This window comes from Microbulbifer sp. CNSA002 (assembly GCF_047324085.1).
Taxonomy (GTDB): domain Bacteria; phylum Pseudomonadota; class Gammaproteobacteria; order Pseudomonadales; family Cellvibrionaceae; genus Microbulbifer.
Map to the genome: position 1 here is coordinate 4,144,524 of NZ_CP172449.1, position 24,671 is coordinate 4,169,194.

A 24,671-nucleotide genomic window follows, 5' to 3' on the forward strand; every position below is an offset into this window, starting at 1 on the left:
AGTAACCTCATTATCAGGTGCCTGGGCCTTTTTTCAGAAAGCCTATTCGATCTCTTTGATCCGCATGGAGTTGGTGTGCCCACCCATATTGAGGCGTTCCCCCTGGGTAATCAGTACCCGCTGCCCTTTCTGCAAATCGATTCTAGAGCTTAATACCTCGATAACCGCTTCGGTTAAATGTCCCAGGGGAACTGAAGCCGGATCAAAGCTCACTGTCTCTACTCCCCGTAACAGCATCAGCTGGCGAGCGATCTTAGGGTGCCGGGTTAGTGCATAGATCGGCAAGCGAGTATTTGCACGGGACATCATTCTCGGTGTGCGGCCAGACTCGGTCAATGCGGCTACAGCACAGAGGTTCTCCACTCGCGTTGCAACATCAATCGCCGCCTGGGCAATCACAGTATCGATTAAAGCTGAAGAACCGTGGTCCTCTGCAGTATAGGGAACACTACCCAAATACTGTTCAGCGCCGATAATCACTTCACTCATAGATTCCACAGCGGCAACCGGGTAATCGCCCGCTGCTGTTTCCGCCGATAGCATAACTGCATCGGTACCGTCCAGCACCGCATTGGCAACATCCATCACCTCGGCACGGGTGGGAGTCGGGCTGGTAATCATCGACTCCATCATTTGTGTTGCAGTGATTACGCCGCGATTGAGAGCATTTGCGCGGTTGATCAGTTTTTTCTGCACCCCGACCAAAGCAGGATCTCCGATCTCTACCCCCAAATCACCGCGAGCTACCATAATCGCATCGGAAGCCAGGATTAGGCTGTCCATTTGCTCATCATCGGCAACAGCTTCGGCCCTTTCAACTTTGGCGACGATCGCCGCTTGGCTACCAGCCTCTGCCATGGCTTTGCGAGCAGTATCCAAATCTTCTGCACAGCGCGGAAAACTGACCGCGAGGAAATCCACTTCGAGATCTGCTGCCAGCTTGATATCCCGGTAGTCTTTTTCTGTCAGAGCCGGTGCAGACAGGCCGCCGCCCAACAAGTTGATGCCCTTGTTATTCGACAGCTTACCGCCCTGTAAAACCCGGCAATAGAGCTTGCTTGGGGTAGTGCCGGTTACTTCGAGACGAATCTTGCCGTCATCTAACAGCAGGATATTGCCGGACTGGCAGTCGCTAATCAGGCTTGGATAATCCACTCCAACGCGGTGCTCATCTCCCCCTTCAACCGGGCAATCCAGGTCGAGGGTAAATTCGTCATTGTTTTCAAGCTGTACACTGCCCTTGGCAAAACGGGCAATGCGGATTTTGGGACCCTGCAAGTCCCCCAAAACCGCAACAATTTTTCCCTGCGCTTCGGCGGCGTTGCGCACCTCTGTAACGCGGCGTCGGTGATCCTCTGCCGATCCGTGAGAAAAGTTCAGACGTACAACGTTCACCCCTGCGCGAATCATTTCATCAATTACGCGAGGCTTGTCCGTACCCGGGCCTAAGGTTGCTACGATTTTTGTATGGCGAATCATAAGATCCCGTCATCTAATAAATTGAGAAGGAGGTTCAGAGGGCTATCAAACAGGAATTCTATGTCCATTTAATGGCCCTCAGTAATTGAATTACCAAAATATGGTAAATGAGGGGGATCAGGCGGATTCAGCAACAGGCTGCTTCAACTGAAGTGACTCAGCCATTGCCAGACTGGTATCCAACATGCGGTGGGAGAAGCCCCACTCATTATCGTACCAGGCCATGACCTTCACCAAGTTACCATTCACACGGGTGTGGTTCGCATCAAAGTGACTGGAGGCACTGGTGTGATTGAAGTCCACGGATACCAAGGGCTGATCGCAGTAGGTCAGTACACCGCCACTGGCCTTAGCAGCTTCCTGCATAATGCGGTTAACTTCTTCGGCGGTGGTGTCACGGCCGGAAATAAACTGACAGTCCACCAGAGACACATTACTTACCGGTACACGGACGGCCATACCATCGAGGCGACCTTTTAACTCAGGCAATACCAAACCTACCGCTGCAGCCGCACCTGTTTTGGTAGGGATCATATTATCCGCCGCCGCACGGGCACGATAAATATCTGCGTGCACTGCATCTTGGGTATTCTGGTCATTGGTATAGGCATGCACGGTGGTCATAAAGCCGCGCTCAATACCCAATTCACGATGCAGTGCCTGAGCTACAGGTGCCAGACAGTTGGTAGTGCAAGATGCATTGGATACCACACGGTGATCCGCAGTGAGATTGCTGTCGTTTACACCGTAAACAACTGTGAGGTCCGCATCTTTTGAGGGTGCAGAAATCAGCACTGCAGCGGCACCGGCTTCTATATGGGCAGAAGCGGAAGCGCGATCGGTAAAGCGGCCAGTACACTCCAGGACTAAATCCACACCCAGTTGCTTCCAAGGCAATTTGGAAGGGTCGCGCTCCTGGCAAACCTGAACTCGATCACCACCAATAACCAGAGCATCACCATCGACTTTGACGTCTGTACCAAAGCGACCGTGAATAGTATCGAAGCGAGTCAGGTGAGCATTAGAAGCTACCGGAGCGAGATCATTAATCGCGACCAATTGAACACGATCGCTGTAGCCTGATTCATAGATAGCTCGGGTGACATTTCTACCGATACGACCGTAACCATTAATGGCAATTTTAATTTTCATCTCGCTTTACCCTCTTTATATGCTTCTGGTTTTTCAAGTGGCACCCGCTTGCGAGTGCACCATACCGAGTGTGTGTTATTTCAATTCCGCAGCTTGTTTTGCCAGACGAGTAATCTCAGCCCAGTTCTTTTCACGAACCAGAGTGCTGCTCGCCATCCAGGAACCACCGACACAAACCACATTGTTCAGAGCCAGAAAGTCCGGGGCATTTTGAGGCCCTATACCACCGGTGGGACAAAAGCGAACGTCTTGTAGCGGACCGCCAATGGATTTCAGCATTGGCACTCCCCCTGCCGCCTGGGCTGGGAAAAATTTCTGGTAGCGATAACCACGCTCGTAGAGGCGCATCACTTCTGAAACACTGGCAGCACCGGGCAGCAGCGGTACTTCACTGCCTTCAGCAGCATTCAGTAGGCGGTCGGTTGCGCCGGGGCTCACCATAAAGCTGGCGCCGGCTTCGATAGAGCGACGCAGATCATCACCATTTAGCACCGTGCCAGTTCCCACATGGGCTTCCGGCAGGTGTTTTGCAATTTGTTCAACAACTTCCAGGGCTGCCTCAGTGCGCAGGGTTACCTCAAGTACTTTCAGGCCACCTTCAATCAAAGCGCCGGCAAGAGGGAGGGCATCTTCAACTTTATCTACAACCAGTACTGGGACAACGCCAGCTACCTGCAAAATCTCGGCGATATTTTTCTGCATCAGATAATTCCAAATCTTTCGTTAAGGCGCCCAGTAAACAGTGACTGGTTTCAGCCCCTGCTTAAGAATACTGCGCACCGGCATTTCTAACTCATCACTGCCGAGCAACGCCTCGCGATAAACTTTTAGCTTCTCTTCGCCAGTGATCAATAACTTGATATTGCGCGCTTGCAAAATTGCACTCAGGGTCAAAGTCATACGCTCGGTATTGGAGCCGGTAACTTCACTTTGATTAGCAGTAATTGCCTTGCACAACTTTTGTGATTCAGGATTTAGTGCATCCTGTAAGCCCTGTGCATGGGGGAATAGTGATGCGGTGTGGCCGTCACTGCCCATACCCAGCAAACAAACATCAAACGGTTTCTGCAACTCGCCATATGCGCGCTCACAGGCCTCTTCACCTTCAGCGGCTGATGCATGTGAATTTTTCATACCCAGAAAATTGGCTTCGGCGCCAAAATTCTGTAAAAGCGACTTTTCAATAAAAGCTGCGTTACTACCGCTTTCGGTTTTTTCTACCCAGCGCTCATCAACGAGAGCCGCTGTAATTTGCGACCACGGAAGCGGGCGTTTGGATAGCTCGCGATATACTGGTTCCGGCGTACTGCCGCCAGATACCAGGAAACTTGCGTGATTATTTTCTTTAATACCTTTTTGCAGTTCGCAAGCACAATCGTGGGCTAGAGCCTGCACCAGGCGCTCGCGATCTTGGAAAAATTTTTCTTCAGCCATGGATTCTTCCATTTCTCTTAGTGGAAACCGGCGCGGTAAAATTAATAGCTGCGCCGGCTTTCCAAATTATTACTGCGCGTTAAACCAATGACGATCACTGCGTGACAGCAGTTTTTCTGCCTCTTCTGGCCCCCAGCTACCTGCAGGATAGGGCTGCGGCTGATTAGCCGTTTCGCGCCAATGCTCAATAATTGGATCCACCCACGCCCAGGCAGCAGCAACTTCGTCACGGTGGATAAAAAGCGCGGGATTATTTGCTGCAGCATCCAACATCAGGCGCTTATAAGCGTCGCTGCGGAAGCTGTCGTAAGTATCAGAAAGGGTTAAATTCAATTCAGCCGGTTGCAACTCGGTGGTGAGACTGTCCATTTTCTTCGCCATCAAAACCAGTTTGATACTTTCTTCTGGCTGTAAGCGAATAACCAAACGGTTGGGAACAATCTTTCCGGCTGACTCATCGTACACATGATGAGAAACATTTTTGTACTGCACTACAATTTCGGCACAGCGCTTTTCCATGCGTTTACCAGTACGCAAGTAAAACGGCACCCCTGCCCAACGCCAACTATCGATATGCGCTCGAATGGCAACGAAGGTTTCGGTTGAACTGGTTCCACCGTCGAGCTCATCGAGGTAACCAGGAACATCATTGCCATTGATTTGCCCAGCTATATACTGGCCACGCACAACGTTTTTATCGACCAAGTTTCCGGTAAGCGGGCGCAAAGCCTCAAGCACCTTAATTTTTTCTGCACGGATATTCTTCGCCGACATACTGTTGGGAGATTCCATGGCGATAAGGCACAGCAGTTGCAGCAGATGGTTTTGCACCATATCCCGCATAGCACCAGTTTCATCATAAAAACCCGCACGCCCTTCCAGGCCTACGGTTTCTGAAATACTGATCTGGATATGATCAATGGTTTTTGCATCCCAAAGATGCTCAAACAATACATTGCTAAAACGCAGTGCAAGAAGGTTTTGGACAGTTTCTTTACCCAGGTAGTGATCGATACGGAAGATACTATCTTCCGGGAAGTAACTGGCAATTTTACTGTTAATTTCATCAGAGGTTTGGGCGTTATAGCCCAGTGGCTTTTCCACTACGACTCTGGAATTTCCAGTAATAAGGCCTTTTACTGAGAGGTTTTCACAACAGGGACCAAATACCGCGGGCGGTATTGCCAAATAGAAAATACGAACCCGCTCTGAGTCGGAACCGAGAATTTCTGCCAGGTGATCCCACTGGCTATCCGGTACGGCGATATCCAGTGCGATCGGACAAAGTAATTGGCTAAATTGGTCCCAGCTCGAAGCACTGTACTCACCCTCACGGAGATATTTTTGCAGTGCCTGGTGGGCTGTATCGATATATTGATCAACATCTGACTGGCGGCGACACACCGGAAGGATGCGACAGCTCTCAACCAAGCTGCCCTCTCTAAATGCTCGGTAAAGTGCCGGTAGTAACTTGCGCAGTGCAAGGTCTCCGCCTCCACCAAATAACACCATATCAAAAGGGTTAATCATAAATTTTGCTCTGAGATCGTTCTTGTCTCGGAGCCTGTTTGGCTCCGTAATAATCAATAAAGAATACTTGCACCGGTCTCTGCACCACTGGCAAGCCCGCGCATATTAGCGAATAGTTCACGGCCGGTACCACGGGCACTTTCAGACAGGTCACACTGGGCCGGCTGGCGGGCATTAAATTCAGCTTCATCTACCAGTACGCGTAAAACACCAGCCTCTGAGTCGAGTTCAATCATGTCACCCTCTTGCACCTTGGCAATTGCACCGCCTTCTACGGCTTCCGGTGACATATGAATGGCCGCTGGGACTTTCCCGGAAGCGCCGGACATACGCCCATCGGTGACTAATGCCACTTTAAAGCCACGATCCTGCAGCACCCCCAACGTCGGTGTCAGCTTGTGCAGTTCCGGCATACCATTGGCGCGAGGCCCCTGAAATCTCACTACAGCGACAAAGTCGCGCTCTAACTCACCAGCTTTGAATCGCTTGAGCAGGTCGTCCTGGTTATCCAGGACAATGGCAGGCGCCTTCACCTTGAGATGCTCAGATTTAACCGCAGAGACTTTGATTACACTGCGCCCAAGGTTTCCTTCGAGCAACTGCAAACCACCATGCTGGGAGAAAGGGTCAGTGGCTGGACGAATGACCGTCGTATCACCGCTCTCTTCTGGAGTAGGTTTCCAAACCACACCGCCGCCAGCATCACTGTTGAGGAAGGGGTCTTCACAGTAGGGTTCAAGACCGGAATTACCGAGTACTGTGTGAACATCATCGTGTAAAAGGCCTGCGGAGCGGAGTTCGCGAATCAAGAACTGCATACCGCCGGCTGCGGCAAAGTGGTTAATATCCGCAGTGCCGTTCGGGTAGACATGACAAAGCAGCGGCACCACTTCAGAGAGGTCTGCCATATCCTGCCAAGTCAACTGAATACCTGCTGCACGCGCCATCGCAATAAGGTGCAATGTGTGGTTTGTGGATCCGCCGGTAGCGAGCAATCCCACCACTCCGTTAACGAATGCTTTTTCGGTGAGAATTTTAGCTACCGAAGTGTGCTGGCTAGGTTCAGTAATTTTTACCAATTGCGCCACGGCAGCTTCATTTAATGCCGAGCGCAAATCAGTACCGGGGTTTACGAAGGAACTGCCGGGCAATTGCAGCCCCATAATTTCTACCAGCATCTGGTTACTGTTGGCAGTGCCGTAAAAGGTGCAGGTGCCGGCACTGTGGTAGGAAGCACTCTCGGCTTCCAATAGTTCAGAGCGCCCTACTTTGCCTTCAGCATACAGCTGGCGAACCCGGACTTTTTCCGCATTGGACAGGCCAGTGGGCATTGGACCCGCAGGTACAAAAATTGAAGGCAAGTGGCCAAAAGAGAGAGCACCAATAACCAGGCCGGGGACAATTTTGTCGCAGATACCCAGGAATATGGCTCCTTCGAAAACATCATGCGAAAGCGCGATTGCTGTGGACATGGCAATCACATCTCGCGAAAACAGGCTGAGTTCCATCCCTGCACGCCCTTGAGTCACCCCATCGCACATTGCCGGTACGCCACCGGCAACCTGGGCCGTTGCGCCATTGCGCGCAGCTGCCTCTTTCAATTGAGCAGGGTAGACACCATAAGGCTGATGAGCGGACAACATATCGTTGTATGCGTTGACGATACCCAGGTTCGGCCCCCGCCCAGAGGCGATCAACTGCTTATCACCTTCCGGAGATGCAGCTATTGCGTGGGCCAAGTTTCCGCAAGACACATGTGCCGCTGCCCGCCCTTCAATATGCGCTTTCTCAACCTGCGCCAGATACTCTGCACGAGTTTCTTCGCTGCGCTTAATGATGCGTTCGGTAACGGTCTGAAGCTTGCTGTGAACCATGACTATTCCGTAATAACTCTGTTGAGGTGGTCTCTAGTTACAAAAACCACCAGGGTCACATTTCAGTGGCATCAGCCACCTGTGATTATCTTTCCGTGGAGCGCCTTTCGGCGGAATGGCTCCCACTGCAACCCTTTGGTTGTAGTGCCATCAATGTCCTATTGCCCAATCGTAAATCTGAAGCAGGAGGGACAAAGTTGCTTTTATCAGATCGCTGGAAACCCAATCATTCCAGCGGACAACCTTTCAGCCCACGGCAAGACTGCTTATGGAGACTCATGGGAAATCCTGTTATCGGGTAGAAATCTCACTTCCGAACCTCTTCCCGCTCTTAGAGCTGAATGTTAGTGATCCAACAATGCCGGAACCTCCTCCCCGCTGAGGTGGTAGAGACTTTGGACGCCCGGCTTGAGTAATTCACCCAATCTGTAGCCACTCAATCTTATTGATGCGCATTATGTAGTAAAACTACAAAAATTTTCAAGAGGCTTCAAATAGTGATTGAAGATGTTGACCAGAGGAGACAGGCATATAGGAAGTATTTGGCGTAAAAGCCATCATTTTCTTTAATACTGGGAAACTTAATGCCTTCATTCAGTCACAAAGAGAAAGATTGGCCTTACTTAGGTGTAGGATTTTTACAGACAAATGATAAGGTCTGGGAATCTCAAAGAATTGGGATAAAAAACTACAAATTACCCACAAATTAAGAAAGGAGGCGCACCCCATAAGCTAATTGCAGACTCATAACTGTTAAAATCCCACCTTCCAGCAATACTTACTTGTCGATGCCAGCAAGGCCAAGGCTCAGATAGAACTAGTTGATGCATGAAAGTCACAATTAACGATGTTGCCGAGCGCGCCGGCGTATCTATCAAAACAGTGTCCAGGGTGATCAATAATGAGCCCTCTGTACGCGCAGCCACTCGGCAAAAAGTACTCGACGCAGTCAAAAGCCTGAACTACACACCCAGTCTGGCAGCGCGGAATCTGGCGGGGACACACTCCTATTCCATCGCATTTATTTATGACAACCCTAATGCCCACTACGTTATCGATATGCAAAACGGCATATTGGAAGCCTGCAGAGCAAAAGGGTATGAGCTACTTATCCATCCTTGTAATTCAAAATCTCCAGTTATCCACAGCGACCTAAATAAACTTGTCGAGCACGGCAAAGTAGCCGGATTGGTCCTGACCCCCCCTTTTTCAGAGTCACCTTCTTTTATCGATACGCTCCAATCCATGAATGTGGAATTTGTGCGAATTATTTCTTCCACCAATACAGAGAAAGCAAAGGGAAAATCTATACAGATTGACGACCGCCAGGCCGCCTACAATATTACCCAGCACCTACTTTCACTCGGGCACAAACGTATCGCTTACTTAAGCGGAGGCGAGGAGCACCTTTCCACATTGGGGCGTCAAAATGGATACAGCCAGGCACTCGAAGATGCAGGAATAGCAGTAGACCGACATTTGATTGTTGAAGGGAAATATTCATTTGAATCGGGCGAGATCAATGCGAGAAAGATCCTCGACAGCGACAAACCTCCCTCAGCAATATTTGCCGCTAATGACGAAATCGCAGCGGGCGCTCTATTTGCCGCCCGTATGTTAAAGATTGATGTTCCCGGGCAAGTCTCTATCGCAGGATTTGAAGACAGCCCATTTTCTCGACAAACCTGGCCTAAACTTACAACCGCACACCAACCCAACCAGGAAATCGCCCGTTCGGCAGCAGAATTACTGCTTGAGAAAATTCAGTGTAAAAGTTCAAAAGAACTCAATGGTTCCGGGAAAGAGGGTGAAACATACCGTAGCTTCACCCCCGAGTTAATTATTCGACAATCCACAGGCCCCGCGCCCACATAACCCCTTCAGCTTAAGAGAGATCTGGAAAGTTAATTTCGTCGATAAATTTCACGCCCCAGGCTCCAGGTCCTATTCACTTGCAGATCCTCACCTAATAAAACCATATCCGCTCGGGCCCCTTCAGTGATTACACCTGCTCCCAGATCAAGGAACTGCGCCGGATACAAACTTGCCATGCGCAGTGCTTCCGGCAATTCAATCCCACACCAGTCGCGGATATTTTTAACCGCGCCGATCATATCCAAGTGAGAACCCGCTAATTCTCCGGTACTGGAGGTCAGTTTATCCCCTTCTCGTGTAACCACTCGATCAAATAGGGGAAAACTGGTGGCATCACTGCCCACTAGCGACATTGCATCGGTTACCAGTAACAACTTACCGCGAGGTTTTGCTTTCAAAGCTAACGCCATAGCGCCGGTACTGACATGGTGGCCATCGGCAATTAATCCACACCAGGCATCATCCCGGATCAGGGCTGTCCCCACCATACCCGGCTCACGCGAATGAAGCGGGGACATTGCATTATATAAGTGGGTAAATCCTGTCGCTCCAGCATCCAACGCAGCTTCAACAACTTCAGCACTCGCATTCGAATGGCCGAGGCAAACATGAACCCCCAGGGAAACCAACTTTCGGATATCGGATAGCAATACACACTCTGGCGCCAGAGTGACCAAGCGGATTCCAAGATCTTCCCGAGCGTAGATGGAAAGCTCCTCATGACTCAAAGAGCGGATAAACCCTCCTTCATGGGTACCCTTTTTGGCCTCACTTAAATGCGGCCCCTCAAAATGTACTCCAATCACACCCGGAACACCGCTGGACAAGGCCCCACTTACCGCATCGGCTGCCCGCTGCATCACTGGAAAGCTATCCGTAATCAAGGTGGGCAGGAAAGCACTGGTACCAAACTGACAATGGGCTTCACTTATTTGCTGAAGCGCATTAACTGAGGGCTCCTGATTAAACAGTACACCACCGCCACCATTGACCTGGATATCAATAAAGCCCGGCACCAACAAACCCGGTAAGCGCTCAGCATCGGAATTCACACCCCCACCCACTGCGGAAATCAGTCCGCTATCTCCAATGGTGATAGCAACATCTGCAAGTATGCGCTCGCCATCAAATAGCTTTTCAGCAATCAGGATAACCCCCACTTCCCCCTCCAAATACTATTTTCTGTTTTATTCAGACTGTCTGAGTAACTTTCTTTAAACCCGCCGGCTCATCGGGATTAATCCCCCGACTTACCGCCACGTGGGCCACATCGATATAAAAACGCTGCAACAGCGCCAGTGGAGCCACCCTCGGGTGAACCCCCTTACTCGGCACATGCAAATTAATCAGAGCCGCCCCACGCCGTCGAATTTCATCGATCTGCTGGCTGTGTGTGGGGAATGACTCATCCTCGATTGGAACATTCACCACTGTCAATTTCCCTTCCACCAGCGTAACGGGGCCATGCAAGAATTCCGCACTGGAATAGGACTCCGCATGGATATTGCAAACTTCTTTTAACTTCAGCGCCAGTTCCCGGGTAATCCCATAACCGGGACCCCGCCCCAAAACTACCAAGTTTTGTACCGAGGCCAGGTTTTCCGGACGCAATTGAATTTCTGCCCGCACCGCAGATCTCAAAGTTTCCGGCAACTTTTCCAGAGCATTACAAAGAGCGGGATCCTGCGTCCAATTGGCGACCATCTGCAGTATCGCAGATAGGGTCGCCAGATAACTTTTCGTAGCTGCAACCGCTTTTTCCGGGCCAGCCTTTAAGGGAATTACCAGGTCAACCACATCTTTAATCGGCGCATCTTCATCGTTAAGCAAAGCGACTGTATAAGCCCCCTGCTCTCTCGCCATGCGGGCCTGAGTCAGAATATCTGGGCTTCTCCCAGACTGGGAAATGACGATAACCAGGGCCTCATCGAGCTTTAATTTGCGACCATAAACACTGGAGACCGACGGTGCGGCAGCAAAAGTAGGGGTACCAGTTTCAATCTCTATCAGATACTTGGCAAAGACGCCCGCATGATCAGAAGAACCCCTCCCCACAATCATCACAAAACGAGGAGGCTTCTGGCGCAGCCGCTCTCCCAGATGAGACATTATATTGGCATTGGAATGCAGCTGTTCAGCAATCCTATCCGGCGCCTCACGAGCCTCAGCCTCCATGACCGTGGTAACCATAATACTTCCTACCTGACTCACTCAAAATATGAACCCAGTTCTCACATTAATACCGAGCTCCATCAATCAGTCTATGCCCAGCAGTACTTCACCTCGGTTAATTGACGCCATTAATCGTCCTGCTTTGTTTTCAAACGTCCACTAGCTCGCCAACCCGAAACCCCATTACTGTCACAACAAAACTGGAATTGGGTATACCTTTTTAATCTATGCTTAAGGCACCCCTATCAGTCGCTGCCGATCATATCTACAGGAAGGATCAATGCCCCAAACCCCGGGCAGTTGCACCACACAAAAATGGCGTTTAATCATTCTCCTTGTAGTTGCGAGCTTACTTAGCAGCTGCTCTAGCATACAATTCGCCTATAACAACATTGATTACTGGATACGCTGGAAGCTTCGTGACTATGTCGACTTAAATTCCCAGCAAGAGCTGGAGTTTCAAGGGGCTCTAAACAGCTTCTTTCACTGGCACCGCCAAACACAGCTACCAAAATATGCCGATTTCCTGAGCCAACTGGCAGATAAAGTAGATCAAGGTCAACTTGAGAATCCTCAGCTGGCTCCGGTTGAAAAAGAGGTGTACCACTTCATCGAAAGCGCCAGTAACAACGCCTTCAACTTAATGCTTCCTATTGTGGCGCAGTTAACGCCACAACAGATTGATCGCCTGCAACACAACTTGGCCAAAAAGCAGCAGAAAACACTGGAAAAATGGCAGCGCTCGCCGTGGAAAATACAACGACACCGCGATCGGCAAATTCGCCGGGAGAGCAGGCGATGGCTGGGAAGTTTAACCGAGCAACAAAAGCAGCTGATCGCAGCCTGGGTAAAGCAGGTAGAGTACAACCCTGTATTACGTAACGAACAACATATGATTTGGCAGCAACATGCCATTGAGCTTCTCCGACAGAAGCCTGATGGATACCAACAACAGTTGCGCGGTCTGCTGGAAAACCCAGACCAACTTTGGTCCGACGAATATCGCAAGGCGCAAGAGCAGCGCAAAACCCAAGCTCGCGAACTGGGAGAACAAATTCTATCCAGTACCAGCCCCACACAACGTCGTCATCTAAGCAAAACTCTGCGCGACTATGCCCAGGACTTCCGCTCTCTAGCCAGCCAATAATCAGACGCCCAGATCCCAACACCACCCCAAGCTAATGAACGACATGAGAGCTCAAAAAGCTAGCATATCCAGGATAAATTCCACGCAATAGATTCAAGAGAAACTAATAATCATGTGTGATTTCCTGCTGACGAAAGCGACCTAAGGCTGATAAGCTCGCCAACTCACATTACCAGCCAGGGGAATTCAAGTGCATATCGAATCCGCCACACAGGAACAATTGATCGAGTGGGAAAAAGAATTAAGCACTCACTACAACAAGATCTGTCAACACGAGTTAAGCCTGGATATCACACGTGGAAAGCCCTCGGCGGAGCAATTAAAACTTTCCGATAAACTTGATGGAATCCTCTCCGGTGACTATCGAGCGGCAGACGGTACCGACACTCGCAACTACGGTGGTTTAATCGGCCTGACCTGCGCAAGGGAGCTGGGAGCCGAAATGCTTCAAGTGCCGGTCAACGAAGTGATTGCCGGAGGCAACAGCTCTCTCACACTGATGTATCACGCCCTAGTCACCGGTTACCTGTTCGGCTTTGCGGGCACTACCCCCTGGCGCGAATTAAAAGCTCCCAAATTTCTCTGTCCTGTTCCCGGCTATGACCGCCATTTTACGATCTGTGAGCAGCTGGGTATCGAGATGATTAACGTGCCCATGGGAGAGCAGGGGCCCGACATGGAGCTTGTGGAAAAGCTCGTGCGCGAAGATGCAGAGATTGTTGGTATCTGGTGTGTGCCCAAGTTTTCGAATCCAACAGGAGCCACTTACAGCAAGGAAACTGTAGAAAGATTGGCGCAGCTGGGACAATTTGCCGGCGCTAGCTTCCGGATATTTTGGGACAATGCCTATTCAGTGCACGACATTGGCAACTTTGTAAATCTGCCAAATATTCGCACAGCAACTCTGGAAAATGATACTGCAGACTCCGTAATACAGTTTGCCTCAACTTCAAAAGTCACCCACGCTGGCGCAGGCATTGCGTTTGTGAGCGCCAGCCAGGCAAATCTCGATTCCCTCAAAGGCCAAATGCAGGCAATGACCATTGGTCCTGACAAAGTCAACCAGTTGCGTCACTCGAGATTTTTTACCGAATACACCAGCCTGACAGAACACATGCATAAACATGCAGATATTCTTCGCCCGAAGTTCGAGTGTGTTCTGGAGCATTTACATAATGCCCTCACCGATGCAGATATGGGTACTTGGGAAAAACCTGAAGGGGGTTATTTTGTTTCCTTTAATACCCTTCCCGGTTGCGCAAAAGCAGTGGTTAAAATGGCTGCGGATGCCGGAGTAAAATTAACACCTGCCGGCGCTACCTTCCCTTATGGTAAGGACCCTGAGGACAGCAATATTCGTATTGCACCCAGTTTCCCACCGCTGGAAGAACTGGATACCGCAATGTCTGTTTTCGTCCTCTGTGTCAAACTGGTGAGTCTACGTAAAAAGCTTGGCAAAATTTAACCATCCAAAATGTCAGGTGAGATTTCCTGAATCATCAAAAAAGGCAGCTTTACGCTGCCTTTTTCATAAAGAGCCGCTTCTAAGTCAGCTGGATAAATAACGTTTAGCAAACTTCTCGTCCACTTTTGATAAATCAACAACGACCAGCCCATCCACAGCATCGCAAAAATCCGGGTCAATATTAAAGGCGTGGAAACTGGTCCCTCCCGTTTTAGTAACAGAGGCATACTTTTTAAATAGGGGAGGTAGCATAACGCCCTCCTCACGCAAAATATGCTTCAATTGACGCATATCTGACACCGAATCCCCAAGTAATTCAGGCAGTTCAGATTGTGCTTCCGGAAATGGCAGTCGAGCATCCCCCAAGGAGTTTTCAGGAGCAAAATAATGGGAAAAATAGCGCACAATAACGGACTTCGCTCTCACGGAAAATGTACCGGGCATAGACACTGGGCCAAATAGGTAGCGTACCTTATTGCGCAATACCCACTGTCCAATAGCACACCAGAGCAGGTCCAACCCGCGCCCTCTCCAATATTCCGGCAGTAGGAAGCTACGCCCTAGCTCAGCAGAATCTGGCAGGCACTGCCGAGGAGGCTGCGGGTAATTAAATAGCGTACTGCTGTATATCTGATCATCCGAGAGCGCCTCGGTCGCTGCTATGCGGTAAGCTCCTGCAATCTGTCGATTTTCTGCATCCCACAACAATAGATGGTCGTAATGAGCATCAAACGCATCCCAATCCCGACTCTGGCCGGTCCCCTCCCCCACTGAGCGAAAGGCAATCTCCCTCACTCTGGCCAATTCCCGCATGACGGGGCAATCTGCTTTCTGCCGATATAAACGCACAGAAAAATTACCCAGTTCAGAGAGTGATACACAGGACTCAACCACTCGCGCTACATCGACTTTTGGCTCAGCTTCAACAATTAATTCCGGCCCCAGAGGGGCGGGCGAACGATGTAACTGGTAGACATGTTTACGCCACAGAGCAGCCTTGGCGCGGGGTGTTAGCGGCCAGCTACGAAAGTGTTCCGCTTCCAAGGGACGTCCTATACGAATATCGATACTGCGGCTGGCCTGTTTAAACATCTCCCTGATCAACCATAAAGTCGAGAGGGGCTTGTTCAACATGGAGAGGCCATAGAACCACCAGGAATTCCTCCCTAAAACCTGCACCGGCAATATCGGCGCATTGGTTTTTTCCGCAAAACGGGCAAAGCCTGAATTCCAGCGTCCATCCCGAACCCCATGGGGGGTGAGCCTGGATACTTCGCCCGCCGGGAAAATGATAATCGCTCCCCCATCACCTAAATGGCTATAAATACCTTCAATATCGGCTCGACTGGTACGCCCATTAAAGTTATCTACGGGCAATAAACAGGGGCGCAGGGATTTTATGTTCCATAATAATTGGCTTGCGACAGCTCGAACATCTTTCCGTACCCGCGCCACCATATCGATCAGAGCGAGACCATCCAGGCTTCCTAAGGGGTGATTAGACACAATCACCAGCGGCCCACTAGTGGGAACCCGAGCCAACTCTGATGGATTTAATTCGTAGCGAAAATTCAAGTCATCGAATACCTGGCGAATAAAATCCAGGCCGCCAAGGTGGGGGTAACTGCTGGTAAATTCCTGTAACTGTTCCTCACAACAGATTTTTTTTACTGTGGCAGAAACTAATTTTCGCGTGGTTTTTTGTGGTGCCGCGCTGTACCAGGCGTTTTTCTGCAAAAGAGTCTCAAGATGAATCATGCCGCAACCACCTCTGTCATTATGCTGGCAATTTTTGGAGTCCGATACCAATGTAAAAGATCTAAATTGCCATCCTGTTGTTCTACAACCGCACTCATAGAGTCGACCCAATCACCACAATTCGCATAGGTCACAGCATCCCCAAACACTGTTTTATTTCTAAGGGCAGGCCTATGGATATGGCCACAAATAACACCATCGAATCCCCGCGATATCGCTTCACGGGTGGCGACATCCTCAAAATCACTCATCATTTGTCGAGCGGCACCCACACGATTTTTTATTTGGCTGGCCAGCGACCACCAAGGCTTGTTAAACCGATTGCGCCAATAATTGATCCAGCGATTAAAGCGCAGCATCAGGTAATAACTGCGATCGCCGATATGGTAACTGATTGGATTTATTTTAATTCGGTGTTCAAACTGATCGCCGTGGGTTACCCAAAAGCGGCGTCCATTGGAAGCGGTGTGGATATAGTCTTTTTCAATTCGGATATTGCCGAGCCGCTTTCCGGCCCAGCTGCGCATTGGAGCGTCGTGATTTCCAGGAATATAAATGACTTCAGGCGTCAGGCTACTTAATTCGGAAAGCATTTCCAGTAGCAGCGAAGAGGCCTGGCACCATGTACCCCGTCCTTGAGCGAGTGCCTGCATATCAAAAATATCCCCAACCAGATAGACCGTATCGGCGCGATTCTGAGCCAGAAAATCTGCAAGTCGATGGGGCTCACTGTCTCTGCTGCCCAAATGGACATCGGAAATCCACAGTGCGCGATAGCGATTGCTCATAGCAAAGTTCCAGTCTGTACCAGTTATCAGCCCATAAAAATCAGGGCAGATACGCGGCAAAAATATAGGTCGTCGCTTGAGCTAACTTGAGAAAAATCGATAAATCCGTATTTGCTCTCTTGCTAGCAAATTGAGATCAACTAAATACAGAACGGCGTTGATCGTCAGCGCAACCACTTTGCAGCGATTTGATGACAGTCAGGAGGATTTTTATTGAAGCTTATATTGCAGAGGAAAAAAAGGTGCAGCGGATGATTTTGGCGCTAAAAACCGGGCATAGAGCCCGGCCTGATTCAGAGTAAAAATAAAGCTTACTCTGTGTCCTGGGGATGACGGATAGGCGGGGCAAAAGGAAACTTGGCAACTTTGTCACCCTTTACTTCAACAATCTTGCCGGTGCCCTCTTTTTCCACTTCATCAATACGCACGATGCTGTGCATCGGAATATAGGAACGGGTTACCGAAGCAAATTCGGTTTTCAGCTTTTCCTCACTGGGATCGACCACAAGCTGAGCCTTTTCCCCAAATACAAACTCCTCCACCTCGATAAAGCCGTACATATCACTTTGATAGATGGCCCGAGCGTAGAGTTCGTACACTTGGTTTTGATTGTGGAAAATAACTTTATAAATCGGGTTGGCCATAAGTCTCTCAGGATGGGGATGACCCCGAAGCTCAAATTGATCAAAGAACGGGCAAAGCCCGAAAAAGCGCGCAAGAATAGCACAGGTTCGCAACAGCTAATATAGCCATCTATGCAGTGCCGGGTCGTATCGCTATAATGCCCCACCCTAATTGTTGACCAGTTTTTAACCAGGCGCGATATGTCCGAAACATCGGTGAAAAAGCTATATATTAAGACCCACGGCTGCCAAATGAATGAGTACGATTCCGCGAGGATGCGCGATCTGCTCGGCGAGTCCCACGACATGGTACCTACCGACGATCCCGACGAGGCGGATGTACTATTGGTCAACACCTGTTCTATCCGCGAGAAAGCCCAGGAAAAGCTGTTCCACCAGCTGGGCCGTTGGAAGCACCTGAAGGAAAAAAATCCCGACCTGGTGATTGGTGTTGGCGGCTGTGTAGCCAGTCAGGAAGGCGAGGCGATTGCCAAGCGCGCGCCCCATGTAGACTTGATCTTTGGCCCCCAGACCCTGCATCGCCTGCCGGAGATGATGGAGACCAAGGAGCAAAAAAGCGGCGCAGTTATCGTCGATGTGAGCTTCCCGGAGATCGAGAAGTTTGATCGCCTGCCCCAGCCAGAGGCCGACGGCGCCACCGCATTTGTCTCTATTATGGAAGGCTGCTCCAAGTACTGCACTTTCTGCGTGGTTCCCTACACCCGTGGCGAAGAAGTCAGCCGCCCTGTGGCCGATGTACTCGAAGAGATCGCCCACCTTGCAGACCAGGGTGTCCGCGAAGTGAACCTGCTTGGGCAAAACGTAAACGCCTACCGCGCTACAGGAGAAGATGGCCACGAAGTGGATTTCGCCGAGCTGATCACTTATGTGGCAGCGATTGATGGCATCGACCGTATCCGCTATACCACCTCTCACCCGGTAGAGTTCTCCGATGCGCTGATCGATGTCTACGGACAGGTACCAGAACTGGTTAGTCATCTTCATCTGCCCGTACAGAGTGGCTCCGACCGCATTCTGATGGCAATGAAACGCGGCCACACCGCCCTGGAGTACAAATCCAAGATCCGCCGCCTGAAGAAAATTCGCCCGGATATCTGCCTGTCTTCAGACTTTATTATCGGCTTCCCCGGCGAAACTGACAGGGACTTTGAAGCGACCATGAACCTGATCCAGGACGTGGGCTTCGATATCTCCTTCAGCTTTATATATTCCCCTCGCCCGGGCACCCCAGCTGCCGACCTGGCCGATGACACGCCGGAAGAAGTGAAAAAGCAGCGCCTACAGCTGCTTCAAGCGCGGATTAACCAGCAGGCGGCAGCTATTGCACGCCGCATGGTTGGCAACACCGAGCGTGTACTGGTAACCGGTGTTTCCAAAAAGGACCCCGGACAGCTGCAAGGCCGCACCGAGAACAACCGGGTAGTCAACTTCCGTGCGGACGATCTCGCCCTGATCGGCAAATTTGCCGATGTTGTGATTGAAGAGGCCCTGCCAAACTCCCTGCGCGGTACTTTAGTCACATCTGAGCTGGAAGAAGACCTGTTCTAAGACTTTGTGATTACCTCAAATAGCGGCAAGATGTACTTCGAAAGCACATCCTGCCGCCAAATTAGGCTCAACTTACCCCCCAAATTACGCCCCGTAATTAAAATCAGGTAAAGTTAGAACCTATTTGTAGGAATCACCTCTTTCCCCTTTAGGGAAAATGGGTATACCCTAGCAATATAACCCCTGGATTAAAGGTGCCGGAAACCAATTTGGAAACACAAACCCTCGCTCACAGCATCACTCTCGAGCCCAACGACGCACGCCGTCTCGCCAATCTCTGCGGTCAGTTCGACCAACACCTACGCCAAATAGAACAGCGCCTGGATATCGAAATTCGAAATCGCGGCAACCAGTTTTCATTTTTCGGCGATGCCAAATCGGCGCGTGCCGCTGGCGAACTACTCAGTAGGCTCTACAAGGAAACCGGTACCAAGGACTATCTCACTCCAGATGAGATTCACCTGGCTCTGCAGCAAGCGGGGGTCGAAGAACTCACCGGCCAAGATGGTAGCGGTGACTCCAGCGAAGCTGACCAAGTAGTACTGATTCGCACTAAGAAGTGCTCGGTACGCCCCAGAGGTCTCAATCAGCGTAAATACGTTCGCGCTGTGCAGACCAATGATATCAATTTCGGTATCGGACCCGCCGGTACCGGTAAAACTTATCTGGCGGTAGCCTGTGCTGTGGAGTCTCTGCTCAAGGATGAAGTTGAGCGAATCCTCCTGGTCCGCCCCGCCGTTGAAGCCGGCGAGAAATTGGGCTTCCTGCCCGGTGACTTGAGCCAAAAGGTAGACCCTTACCTCCGCCCACTCTACGACGCCCTCTACGAAATGCTCGGTTTTGAAACTGTTGGCAAGCTGATCGAGCGCAACGTTATCGAAGTGGCTCCCCTTGCCTATATGCGCGGGCGCACCCTGAACAATGCCTTTGTTATTCTCGATGAGAGCCAAAATACCACCCGCGAGCAGATGAAAATGTTCCTCACGCGGATTGGCTTTGGCTCCACCGCCGTAATTACCGGTGACCCCAGCCAGGTCGACCTGCCCCGTGGCCAAGCTTCCGGTTTGCGCCATGCTGTTGGAGTACTGGGGCGAGTTAATGGAATCAGCTTTACCCACTTTGGAGCCAAGGATGTGGTTCGCCACCCCCTCGTGCAGCGCATTGTGGAGGCCTACGATATTCATGAAGCTGAGCTGGAAATGGCCTCAGCAGATCGAATTTCCAATAAAGCCGATGAGAATGCCGCTTAGAGTCCGCACCTGAGTTATGACTGATTTAACAATCGATGTGCAGCGGGTCAGCCGCTGCCACGACATCCCTTCCGATGAGGCTATCAGCAACTGGGTATCCAAGGCTTTGACCGGCCACCGCAACGAAGCGGAACTGTCGGTGCGAATCGTGGACGAAAGTGAGAGCCAGGAACTTAATCACCAGTACCGAGGCAAGGATAAACCCACTAATGTTTTATCCTTCCCTACCGATTTCCCTGCGGAGCTGGATCTCCCAATGCTTGGAGATCTTGTGATCTGTGCCCCAGTAGTTGAACTGGAAGCGGAGCAACAGAGCAAATCACTATCGGCGCACTGGGCACATATGGTGGTCCATGGCACACTGCACCTTCTAGGTTATGACCATATCGAAGATGCAGACGCTCAGGTTATGGAAAGCCTGGAAACGAAGTTGCTCGCCAACCTCGGCATTGCAGACCCCTACGCCCCACTGGATGAAGTGGGATGATAGCCGCTGTACCACCGAAGTAATGGCAAACTGCTACTGAATTTTATCTACAAACGAGAGAACCCCGGAGCATGGCCACTTCCATGACCACAGACGAGCCCCCAAGTAGTCACTCAGCGAGCAAATCCCGCGCGAGTGAAAAAAGTTGGCTGGAAAAGCTGTTCAGCGCCTTTTCAGCTGAACCCAAGTCTCGCGACGAATTATTGGACATCATTAAGGACGCCGCTGAAAATCAGCTGGTAGATGCTGAAGCGCTCTCTATTATCGAAGGCGCACTGGACGTTTCCAGCCAGCAAGTCCGCGAGATTATGATTCCACGCTCGCAAATGGTTGTGGTAGGCCTTCACGATAAGCCGGAAGAGTTCCTCCCCAAAATTATTGATTCGGGGCACTCCCGATTCCCTGTCGTCGGCGAAAGTGTTGATGATATACGCGGGATATTGCTCGCCAAAGACCTGCTCCCTCTCCTGTTGAAAGGTTTCGACGGATTTCAGCTCGAAGACCTGATCCGCCCAGCCAATATTATTCCCGAGAGCAAGCGCCTCAATATCCTGCTGCGCGAGTTCCGTGAGAACCGCTACCATATGGCGGTCGTGATAGACGAATACGGCGGTGTATCCGGTGTTGTGACTATCGAAGATATTCTCGAGGAAATTGTCGGTGAAATCGAAGACGAGACCGACGAGGAAGAAGCGGATAGTTATATCCGTAAAGTTGGGGAAAACGATTTTATCGTTAAAGCTCTGACTCCCATTGAAGAGTTCAATGAATTTTTCGAGAGCGCCTTTAGTGATGAAGAATTCGACACTGTCGGCGGTCTTATTATGCAGTCATTCGGCCACTTGCCGGGCCGTGACGAAGTCACCCGACTCGGTGATTTTATGTTCCGGGTACTCTATGCAGACAGCCGCCAGATACACCTTTTGCGGGTTGCCCATATGCGCAAACCGCCAGAAGAAGACAGCTGAGTACCGCTCATTACTGCAAGCCTTAACACACTGATACCCTGAGCGAACGGGGTATCCTGACAACAACTTTATGCGCAGATTATTTTCTCCTCTCGCCAGCGTTGTAGCTGGCGGGTTGATGACACTTTCATTTGCCCCATTTAACTATTGGGTATGCGGCCTGCTGTCCCTGACACTATTCGCCTGGATTCTGCTCTCTGCAGCCAAAGGGCAGGTGCTACCGGGTCGCAAAAGCTTCTGGCTCGCCCTCTGCTATGGATTGGGCCTCTTCGCCAGCGGGGCTTCCTGGGTCTACGTTTCGATTACAAATTTTGGCAACTCATCGGTGCCATTAGGACTGGCCCTCACCGGAAGCTTCGTCGCTATTATGGCGCTGCTGTTAGCCGCGCCCTTCTTCATTCTGGGCCGCTTCACAGATAATAAATTCAGCTTCGCTCTGGCTTTTGCCGCATTGTGGTTTATCAGTGAATGGCTGCGCAGCTGGGCCTTTACCGGTTTCCCCTGGCTCTTCGCCGGCTATGGCCATACAGAAACCTGGCTAGCGGGCTGGGCGCCGATTTTGAGTGTCTACGGCATAGGCCTGCTATTGGCATTTACCGGCGCAGTGCTGGCCCTGGTTGTCAGTGGCCGCCTATCCCCGCTCAAGCGACACAGCCATATCATTCTACTCACTGCGGCACTGGCCCCCTGGCCAATAGGAGCTGCCCTCTCCCAAGTCGAGTGGACCTCCGCAAAAGGTCCTCTTATCAGCGTTGGGCTGGTGCAGGCTAATATTCCTCAAGAAAAGAAGTGGTTGCCAGAGTTTCGCGGGGAAACTATCAGTCGCTACCAGGAGGGTACTCGCGCCCTTAGCGACCAGGATGTAGACGTTATTATCTGGCCTGAAGCCGCCCTGCCCATGCTCTACGGGCAAGCCCCCAACCTTATGCAGGCGCTGCAACGCAATGCTGAAACTACCAACATCGATTTGATCACCGGTATTCTCTATGACACCCGGGGTTCGGCACAGGAGGAGCGGAGTATTCACAACTCCGCCGCAGTTTTTGGCCAGAGCCCCAGCGTGTATCACAAGCGCCACCTGGTCCCCTTTGGTGAATATGTACCTCTGGAGGATTTTATTCGGGGCACTATCGAGTTTTTTAATCTCCCCACTTCCTTTATCCGCTCAGGCCCGGACGAACAATCACCACTCAATGCTGCTGGTGCAAGCTGGGCGCCGCTTATCTGCTATGAGGTTGTCTATCCCAGGCTGGTTGCCGACTCAGCACTGTCTTCCCAGGTTTTGCTGACCATTAGCAATGATGCATGGTTCGGGACCTCTATTGGCCCCTTACAACATATGCAAATGGCGCAGATGCGCGCTTTGGAAACTGGTCGCTACCTGGTGAGAGGGACAAATACTGGTGTGACGGCAATTGTGGACCCCAAGGGGAAGGTTATTAAAAAACTCCCCCAATTCGAGCGCGCGAATATGACCGGGGATATCAGAGCGATGAGTGGCGCCACTCCGTTTATGCTAGCCGGCATCTCATTGATATTTGCCTTGGCGCTCCCAATGCTGGCCCTGGCCCTGTTTTTACGCCGTAGGGTGGAACCCCAATCCAACTCCCCTCTCAGTGGCGAGCTACCCGATTAAAACAAGCCCTGCAGCCACTCCCTGCCGGGGTGGCCATCGGTAAGCTACCGCCACTGAATATCATTGCTATGCTTCATTCAATTTTCTAGCGAATATAAGGCAAGGTGATTCCCCATGCATTGCTTGATTAGCGGTGGCACCGGGCTTATAGGCAGACTCTTTTGTCGGCGCTGGCTGGAGCGAGGCAATACTATTACGGTATTAAGCCGACATCCGGACAGGGTTCGAAACTTATGTGGCGAATCAGCCAACGCCTGCCGCGATCCCGCAGAGGTAAACCAGCCCGTAGATGTTATTGTGAACCTTGCCGGGGCCCCCATCTCCCGTCGCTGGACAGAAAAATATCGCACTGAAATTCGCAGTTCACGCCTGGACACAACAGAGAAGCTGGTTCGCTGGACACTGGGCCAAAGAGACAAGCCATCCTACTTCTTATCCGGCTCCGCAATCGGCTATTACGGCAATCGCGGAGGGGAGTTACTGAAAGAAGACAGCGCTCCAGGAGGGGGCTTTGCCGCACAGCTGTGTCGGGACTGGGAGGCCGCCACGCTCCCGCTGCAGCACTCTGGCGTTAAGGTAGGCATTATCCGCACAGCTATCGTTCTCTCCATGCGCGGTGGCGCCCTTCCCCAAATGCTGCCACCATTTCGTCTCGGGCTTGGCGGCCCCATGGGCTCGGGCGAGCACTGGATGAGCTGGATTCACGAAGAAGACGAAGTCGGGCTGATATTACACTCCATCGACAATCAACTTTGCCGTCCATTTAACGGAAGTGCACCGGAACCTGTAACCAACAACAGCTTTGCCCGAATCCTGGCCAAAGAGTTGCACCGCCCGGCGTTTTTACGCTTACCGGCCTGGGCTTTAAAGATAGCTTTTGGAGAGATGGCTGATGAATTACTGCTAGCCAGTGATAGGGTCGAGCCCTGTACAGCACTGGAAACCGGCTATACCTTCCAATTTCCAACTCTGGAGCAGGCCCTCTCAGACCTGCTCAAGGGTGACGGCGCTACCACTAAAGCCAGCGCCTGAACAAATGAATTTAAGCGGCGGCCATATCGCTTTCGAGTGCCTGGGCTAAGTAGCGTCGGCTAGATTCACTGGTCACCAGGTCGCCATGGCACTCCATTGGCGCAGATCCCACCCATTGGGCATGCCAGCGATACCAATGGGACTCCTCGGCTTTTGAACGCAGCTCGATAAACTCCACTTCGGCGGGAGCAAAACCGAACTCCCGAACTATCTGCCCGGCAAAGGTCTCAAAATTTTTACTGAGTTGGGCGCCGCTATCGCCACCGGCACACAGAAAAACCAGTGTGCGGCCATCTTGCTCAACCCGCTTGAAGCCAATCCAAACAGCCCGGTTCAACCGGTTATGTAACTGTATCGGAGAGAAAGAAAGTGGGATGCCCTTCATCATAAGGTTATCTCGATTATTGTTATGTTTCTTATCCACAGCCGCTA

21 protein-coding genes are annotated in these 24,671 nt (G+C 51.1%); 9 read left to right on the forward strand and 12 right to left on the reverse strand.

The genetic code is table 11. The features are described from left to right. Positions 1-42 precede the first annotated feature (42 nt). The 6 genes from pyk to edd all read right to left on the reverse strand — a co-directional run bounded on the left by pyk (position 43) and on the right by edd (position 7,469). Complete coding sequence (gene pyk / locus ACG1BZ_RS18450; RefSeq protein ID WP_413663092.1) at positions 43-1,479, reverse strand: pyruvate kinase; 1,437 nt, start codon at positions 1,477-1,479, stop codon at positions 43-45. A gap of 117 nt (positions 1,480-1,596) precedes the next feature. After that, positions 1,597-2,631 carry a type I glyceraldehyde-3-phosphate dehydrogenase gene (gene gap / locus ACG1BZ_RS18455; RefSeq protein WP_413663093.1) on the reverse strand — a complete coding sequence of 345 codons (1,035 nt, stop codon included), beginning with the start codon at positions 2,629-2,631 and terminating at the stop codon, positions 1,597-1,599. Between the two features lie 75 nt (positions 2,632-2,706). Continuing rightward, positions 2,707-3,333, reverse strand: a complete 627-nt coding sequence (eda, locus tag ACG1BZ_RS18460; RefSeq protein WP_413663094.1) for a bifunctional 4-hydroxy-2-oxoglutarate aldolase/2-dehydro-3-deoxy-phosphogluconate aldolase — start codon at positions 3,331-3,333, stop codon at positions 2,707-2,709. A 21-nt stretch (positions 3,334-3,354) separates the two neighbouring features. Continuing rightward, positions 3,355-4,065 (reverse strand): 6-phosphogluconolactonase, encoded by a 711-nt coding sequence (gene pgl, locus ACG1BZ_RS18465; protein ID WP_413663095.1) that lies wholly within the window; start codon positions 4,063-4,065, stop codon positions 3,355-3,357. A gap of 69 nt (positions 4,066-4,134) precedes the next feature. Continuing rightward, positions 4,135-5,595: a glucose-6-phosphate dehydrogenase gene (gene zwf / locus ACG1BZ_RS18470; protein ID WP_413663096.1), complete on the reverse strand. Its 1,461-nt coding sequence runs from the start codon at positions 5,593-5,595 to the stop codon at positions 4,135-4,137. A 53-nt stretch (positions 5,596-5,648) separates the two neighbouring features. After that, a complete protein-coding gene (edd, locus tag ACG1BZ_RS18475; RefSeq protein ID WP_413663097.1) occupies positions 5,649-7,469 on the reverse strand; it encodes a phosphogluconate dehydratase in 1,821 nt (606 codons plus the stop codon). A gap of 828 nt (positions 7,470-8,297) precedes the next feature. Between edd and ACG1BZ_RS18480 the strand changes: the two genes are divergently transcribed. Further along, positions 8,298-9,344 carry a LacI family DNA-binding transcriptional regulator gene (locus tag ACG1BZ_RS18480; RefSeq protein WP_413663098.1) on the forward strand — a complete coding sequence of 349 codons (1,047 nt, stop codon included), beginning with the start codon at positions 8,298-8,300 and terminating at the stop codon, positions 9,342-9,344. A 29-nt stretch (positions 9,345-9,373) separates the two neighbouring features. Here ACG1BZ_RS18480 and nagA read toward each other — a convergent pair whose 3' ends face one another. Both nagA and nagB-II read right to left on the reverse strand, forming a co-directional pair. Next, entirely contained in the window at positions 9,374-10,504 is a 1,131-nt protein-coding gene (gene nagA / locus ACG1BZ_RS18485) for an N-acetylglucosamine-6-phosphate deacetylase (protein WP_413663099.1), read from the reverse strand. 31 nt (positions 10,505-10,535) lie between these two features. Further along, the gene (nagB-II, locus tag ACG1BZ_RS18490; RefSeq protein ID WP_413663100.1) at positions 10,536-11,534 is read right to left on the reverse strand and encodes a glucosamine-6-phosphate deaminase NagB-II; all 999 of its coding nucleotides are present in this window, start codon (positions 11,532-11,534) and stop codon (positions 10,536-10,538) included. Between the two features lie 262 nt (positions 11,535-11,796). Here nagB-II and ACG1BZ_RS18495 point away from each other — a divergent pair, with 262 nt between their 5' ends. Together ACG1BZ_RS18495 and ACG1BZ_RS18500 are read left to right on the forward strand one after the other, a co-directional pair. Further along, positions 11,797-12,663, forward strand: a complete 867-nt coding sequence (locus ACG1BZ_RS18495; RefSeq protein ID WP_413663101.1) for a DUF6279 family lipoprotein — start codon at positions 11,797-11,799, stop codon at positions 12,661-12,663. Between the two features lie 190 nt (positions 12,664-12,853). Further along, complete coding sequence (locus ACG1BZ_RS18500; RefSeq protein ID WP_413663102.1) at positions 12,854-14,128, forward strand: aminotransferase class I/II-fold pyridoxal phosphate-dependent enzyme; 1,275 nt, start codon at positions 12,854-12,856, stop codon at positions 14,126-14,128. A gap of 84 nt (positions 14,129-14,212) precedes the next feature. Here ACG1BZ_RS18500 and ACG1BZ_RS18505 read toward each other — a convergent pair whose 3' ends face one another. From ACG1BZ_RS18505 to ACG1BZ_RS18515, 3 genes are all read right to left on the reverse strand, one after another. Further along, the gene (locus ACG1BZ_RS18505; RefSeq protein WP_413663103.1) at positions 14,213-15,886 is read right to left on the reverse strand and encodes a lysophospholipid acyltransferase family protein; all 1,674 of its coding nucleotides are present in this window, start codon (positions 15,884-15,886) and stop codon (positions 14,213-14,215) included. Beyond that, on the reverse strand, positions 15,883-16,674 hold the full coding sequence (locus ACG1BZ_RS18510; RefSeq protein WP_413663104.1) for a UDP-2,3-diacylglucosamine diphosphatase: 792 nt from the start codon (positions 16,672-16,674) through the stop codon (positions 15,883-15,885). Before ACG1BZ_RS18510 ends, ACG1BZ_RS18505 begins: the two co-directional genes overlap by 4 nt. Before the next feature lie 311 nt (positions 16,675-16,985). Beyond that, positions 16,986-17,318, reverse strand: coding sequence for a DUF1820 family protein (locus ACG1BZ_RS18515; RefSeq protein ID WP_172975496.1), 333 nt, complete (start codon positions 17,316-17,318; stop codon positions 16,986-16,988). A 180-nt stretch (positions 17,319-17,498) separates the two neighbouring features. Between ACG1BZ_RS18515 and miaB the strand changes: the two genes are divergently transcribed. The 6 genes from miaB (at position 17,499) to ACG1BZ_RS18545 (ending at position 24,239) form a co-directional block, all read left to right on the forward strand. Then, positions 17,499-18,866: a tRNA (N6-isopentenyl adenosine(37)-C2)-methylthiotransferase MiaB gene (gene miaB, locus ACG1BZ_RS18520; RefSeq protein ID WP_413663105.1), complete on the forward strand. Its 1,368-nt coding sequence runs from the start codon at positions 17,499-17,501 to the stop codon at positions 18,864-18,866. A 194-nt stretch (positions 18,867-19,060) separates the two neighbouring features. Continuing rightward, complete coding sequence (locus tag ACG1BZ_RS18525; RefSeq protein WP_413663106.1) at positions 19,061-20,116, forward strand: PhoH family protein; 1,056 nt, start codon at positions 19,061-19,063, stop codon at positions 20,114-20,116. A gap of 16 nt (positions 20,117-20,132) precedes the next feature. Then, positions 20,133-20,603: an rRNA maturation RNase YbeY gene (ybeY, locus tag ACG1BZ_RS18530; RefSeq protein ID WP_413663107.1), complete on the forward strand. Its 471-nt coding sequence runs from the start codon at positions 20,133-20,135 to the stop codon at positions 20,601-20,603. A gap of 71 nt (positions 20,604-20,674) precedes the next feature. Then, positions 20,675-21,571, forward strand: a complete 897-nt coding sequence (locus ACG1BZ_RS18535) for an HlyC/CorC family transporter (RefSeq protein WP_413663108.1) — start codon at positions 20,675-20,677, stop codon at positions 21,569-21,571. Between the two features lie 70 nt (positions 21,572-21,641). Beyond that, on the forward strand, positions 21,642-23,207 hold the full coding sequence (gene lnt / locus ACG1BZ_RS18540; protein WP_413663109.1) for an apolipoprotein N-acyltransferase: 1,566 nt from the start codon (positions 21,642-21,644) through the stop codon (positions 23,205-23,207). 114 nt (positions 23,208-23,321) lie between these two features. Beyond that, positions 23,322-24,239 carry a TIGR01777 family oxidoreductase gene (locus ACG1BZ_RS18545; RefSeq protein WP_413663110.1) on the forward strand — a complete coding sequence of 306 codons (918 nt, stop codon included), beginning with the start codon at positions 23,322-23,324 and terminating at the stop codon, positions 24,237-24,239. A gap of 10 nt (positions 24,240-24,249) precedes the next feature. On the opposite strand, the gene ACG1BZ_RS18550 is transcribed toward ACG1BZ_RS18545, so the two are convergent. Then, positions 24,250-24,663, reverse strand: coding sequence for a hypothetical protein (locus ACG1BZ_RS18550; RefSeq protein ID WP_413663111.1), 414 nt, complete (start codon positions 24,661-24,663; stop codon positions 24,250-24,252). Positions 24,664-24,671: the final 8 nt, after the last annotated feature.

Coding starts and splice junctions, on each gene's coding strand:
- edd (WP_413663097.1), bottom strand. CDS start 7,469: ATGGTTCACAGCAAGCTTCAGACCGTTACCGAACGCATCATTAAGCGC.
- lnt (WP_413663109.1), top strand. CDS start 21,642: ATGCGCAGATTATTTTCTCCTCTCGCCAGCGTTGTAGCTGGCGGGTTG.
- ybeY (WP_413663107.1), top strand. CDS start 20,133: ATGACTGATTTAACAATCGATGTGCAGCGGGTCAGCCGCTGCCACGAC.
- miaB (WP_413663105.1), top strand. CDS start 17,499: ATGTCCGAAACATCGGTGAAAAAGCTATATATTAAGACCCACGGCTGC.
- ACG1BZ_RS18510 (WP_413663104.1), bottom strand. CDS start 16,674: ATGAGCAATCGCTATCGCGCACTGTGGATTTCCGATGTCCATTTGGGC.
- ACG1BZ_RS18495 (WP_413663101.1), top strand. CDS start 11,797: ATGCCCCAAACCCCGGGCAGTTGCACCACACAAAAATGGCGTTTAATC.
- ACG1BZ_RS18515 (WP_172975496.1), bottom strand. CDS start 17,318: ATGGCCAACCCGATTTATAAAGTTATTTTCCACAATCAAAACCAAGTG.
- nagB-II (WP_413663100.1), bottom strand. CDS start 11,534: ATGGTTACCACGGTCATGGAGGCTGAGGCTCGTGAGGCGCCGGATAGG.
- pyk (WP_413663092.1), bottom strand. CDS start 1,479: ATGATTCGCCATACAAAAATCGTAGCAACCTTAGGCCCGGGTACGGAC.
- ACG1BZ_RS18505 (WP_413663103.1), bottom strand. CDS start 15,886: ATGATTCATCTTGAGACTCTTTTGCAGAAAAACGCCTGGTACAGCGCG.
- pgl (WP_413663095.1), bottom strand. CDS start 4,065: ATGGCTGAAGAAAAATTTTTCCAAGATCGCGAGCGCCTGGTGCAGGCT.
- ACG1BZ_RS18545 (WP_413663110.1), top strand. CDS start 23,322: ATGCATTGCTTGATTAGCGGTGGCACCGGGCTTATAGGCAGACTCTTT.
- eda (WP_413663094.1), bottom strand. CDS start 3,333: ATGCAGAAAAATATCGCCGAGATTTTGCAGGTAGCTGGCGTTGTCCCA.
- ACG1BZ_RS18480 (WP_413663098.1), top strand. CDS start 8,298: ATGAAAGTCACAATTAACGATGTTGCCGAGCGCGCCGGCGTATCTATC.
- gap (WP_413663093.1), bottom strand. CDS start 2,631: ATGAAAATTAAAATTGCCATTAATGGTTACGGTCGTATCGGTAGAAAT.
- ACG1BZ_RS18535 (WP_413663108.1), top strand. CDS start 20,675: ATGGCCACTTCCATGACCACAGACGAGCCCCCAAGTAGTCACTCAGCG.
- zwf (WP_413663096.1), bottom strand. CDS start 5,595: ATGATTAACCCTTTTGATATGGTGTTATTTGGTGGAGGCGGAGACCTT.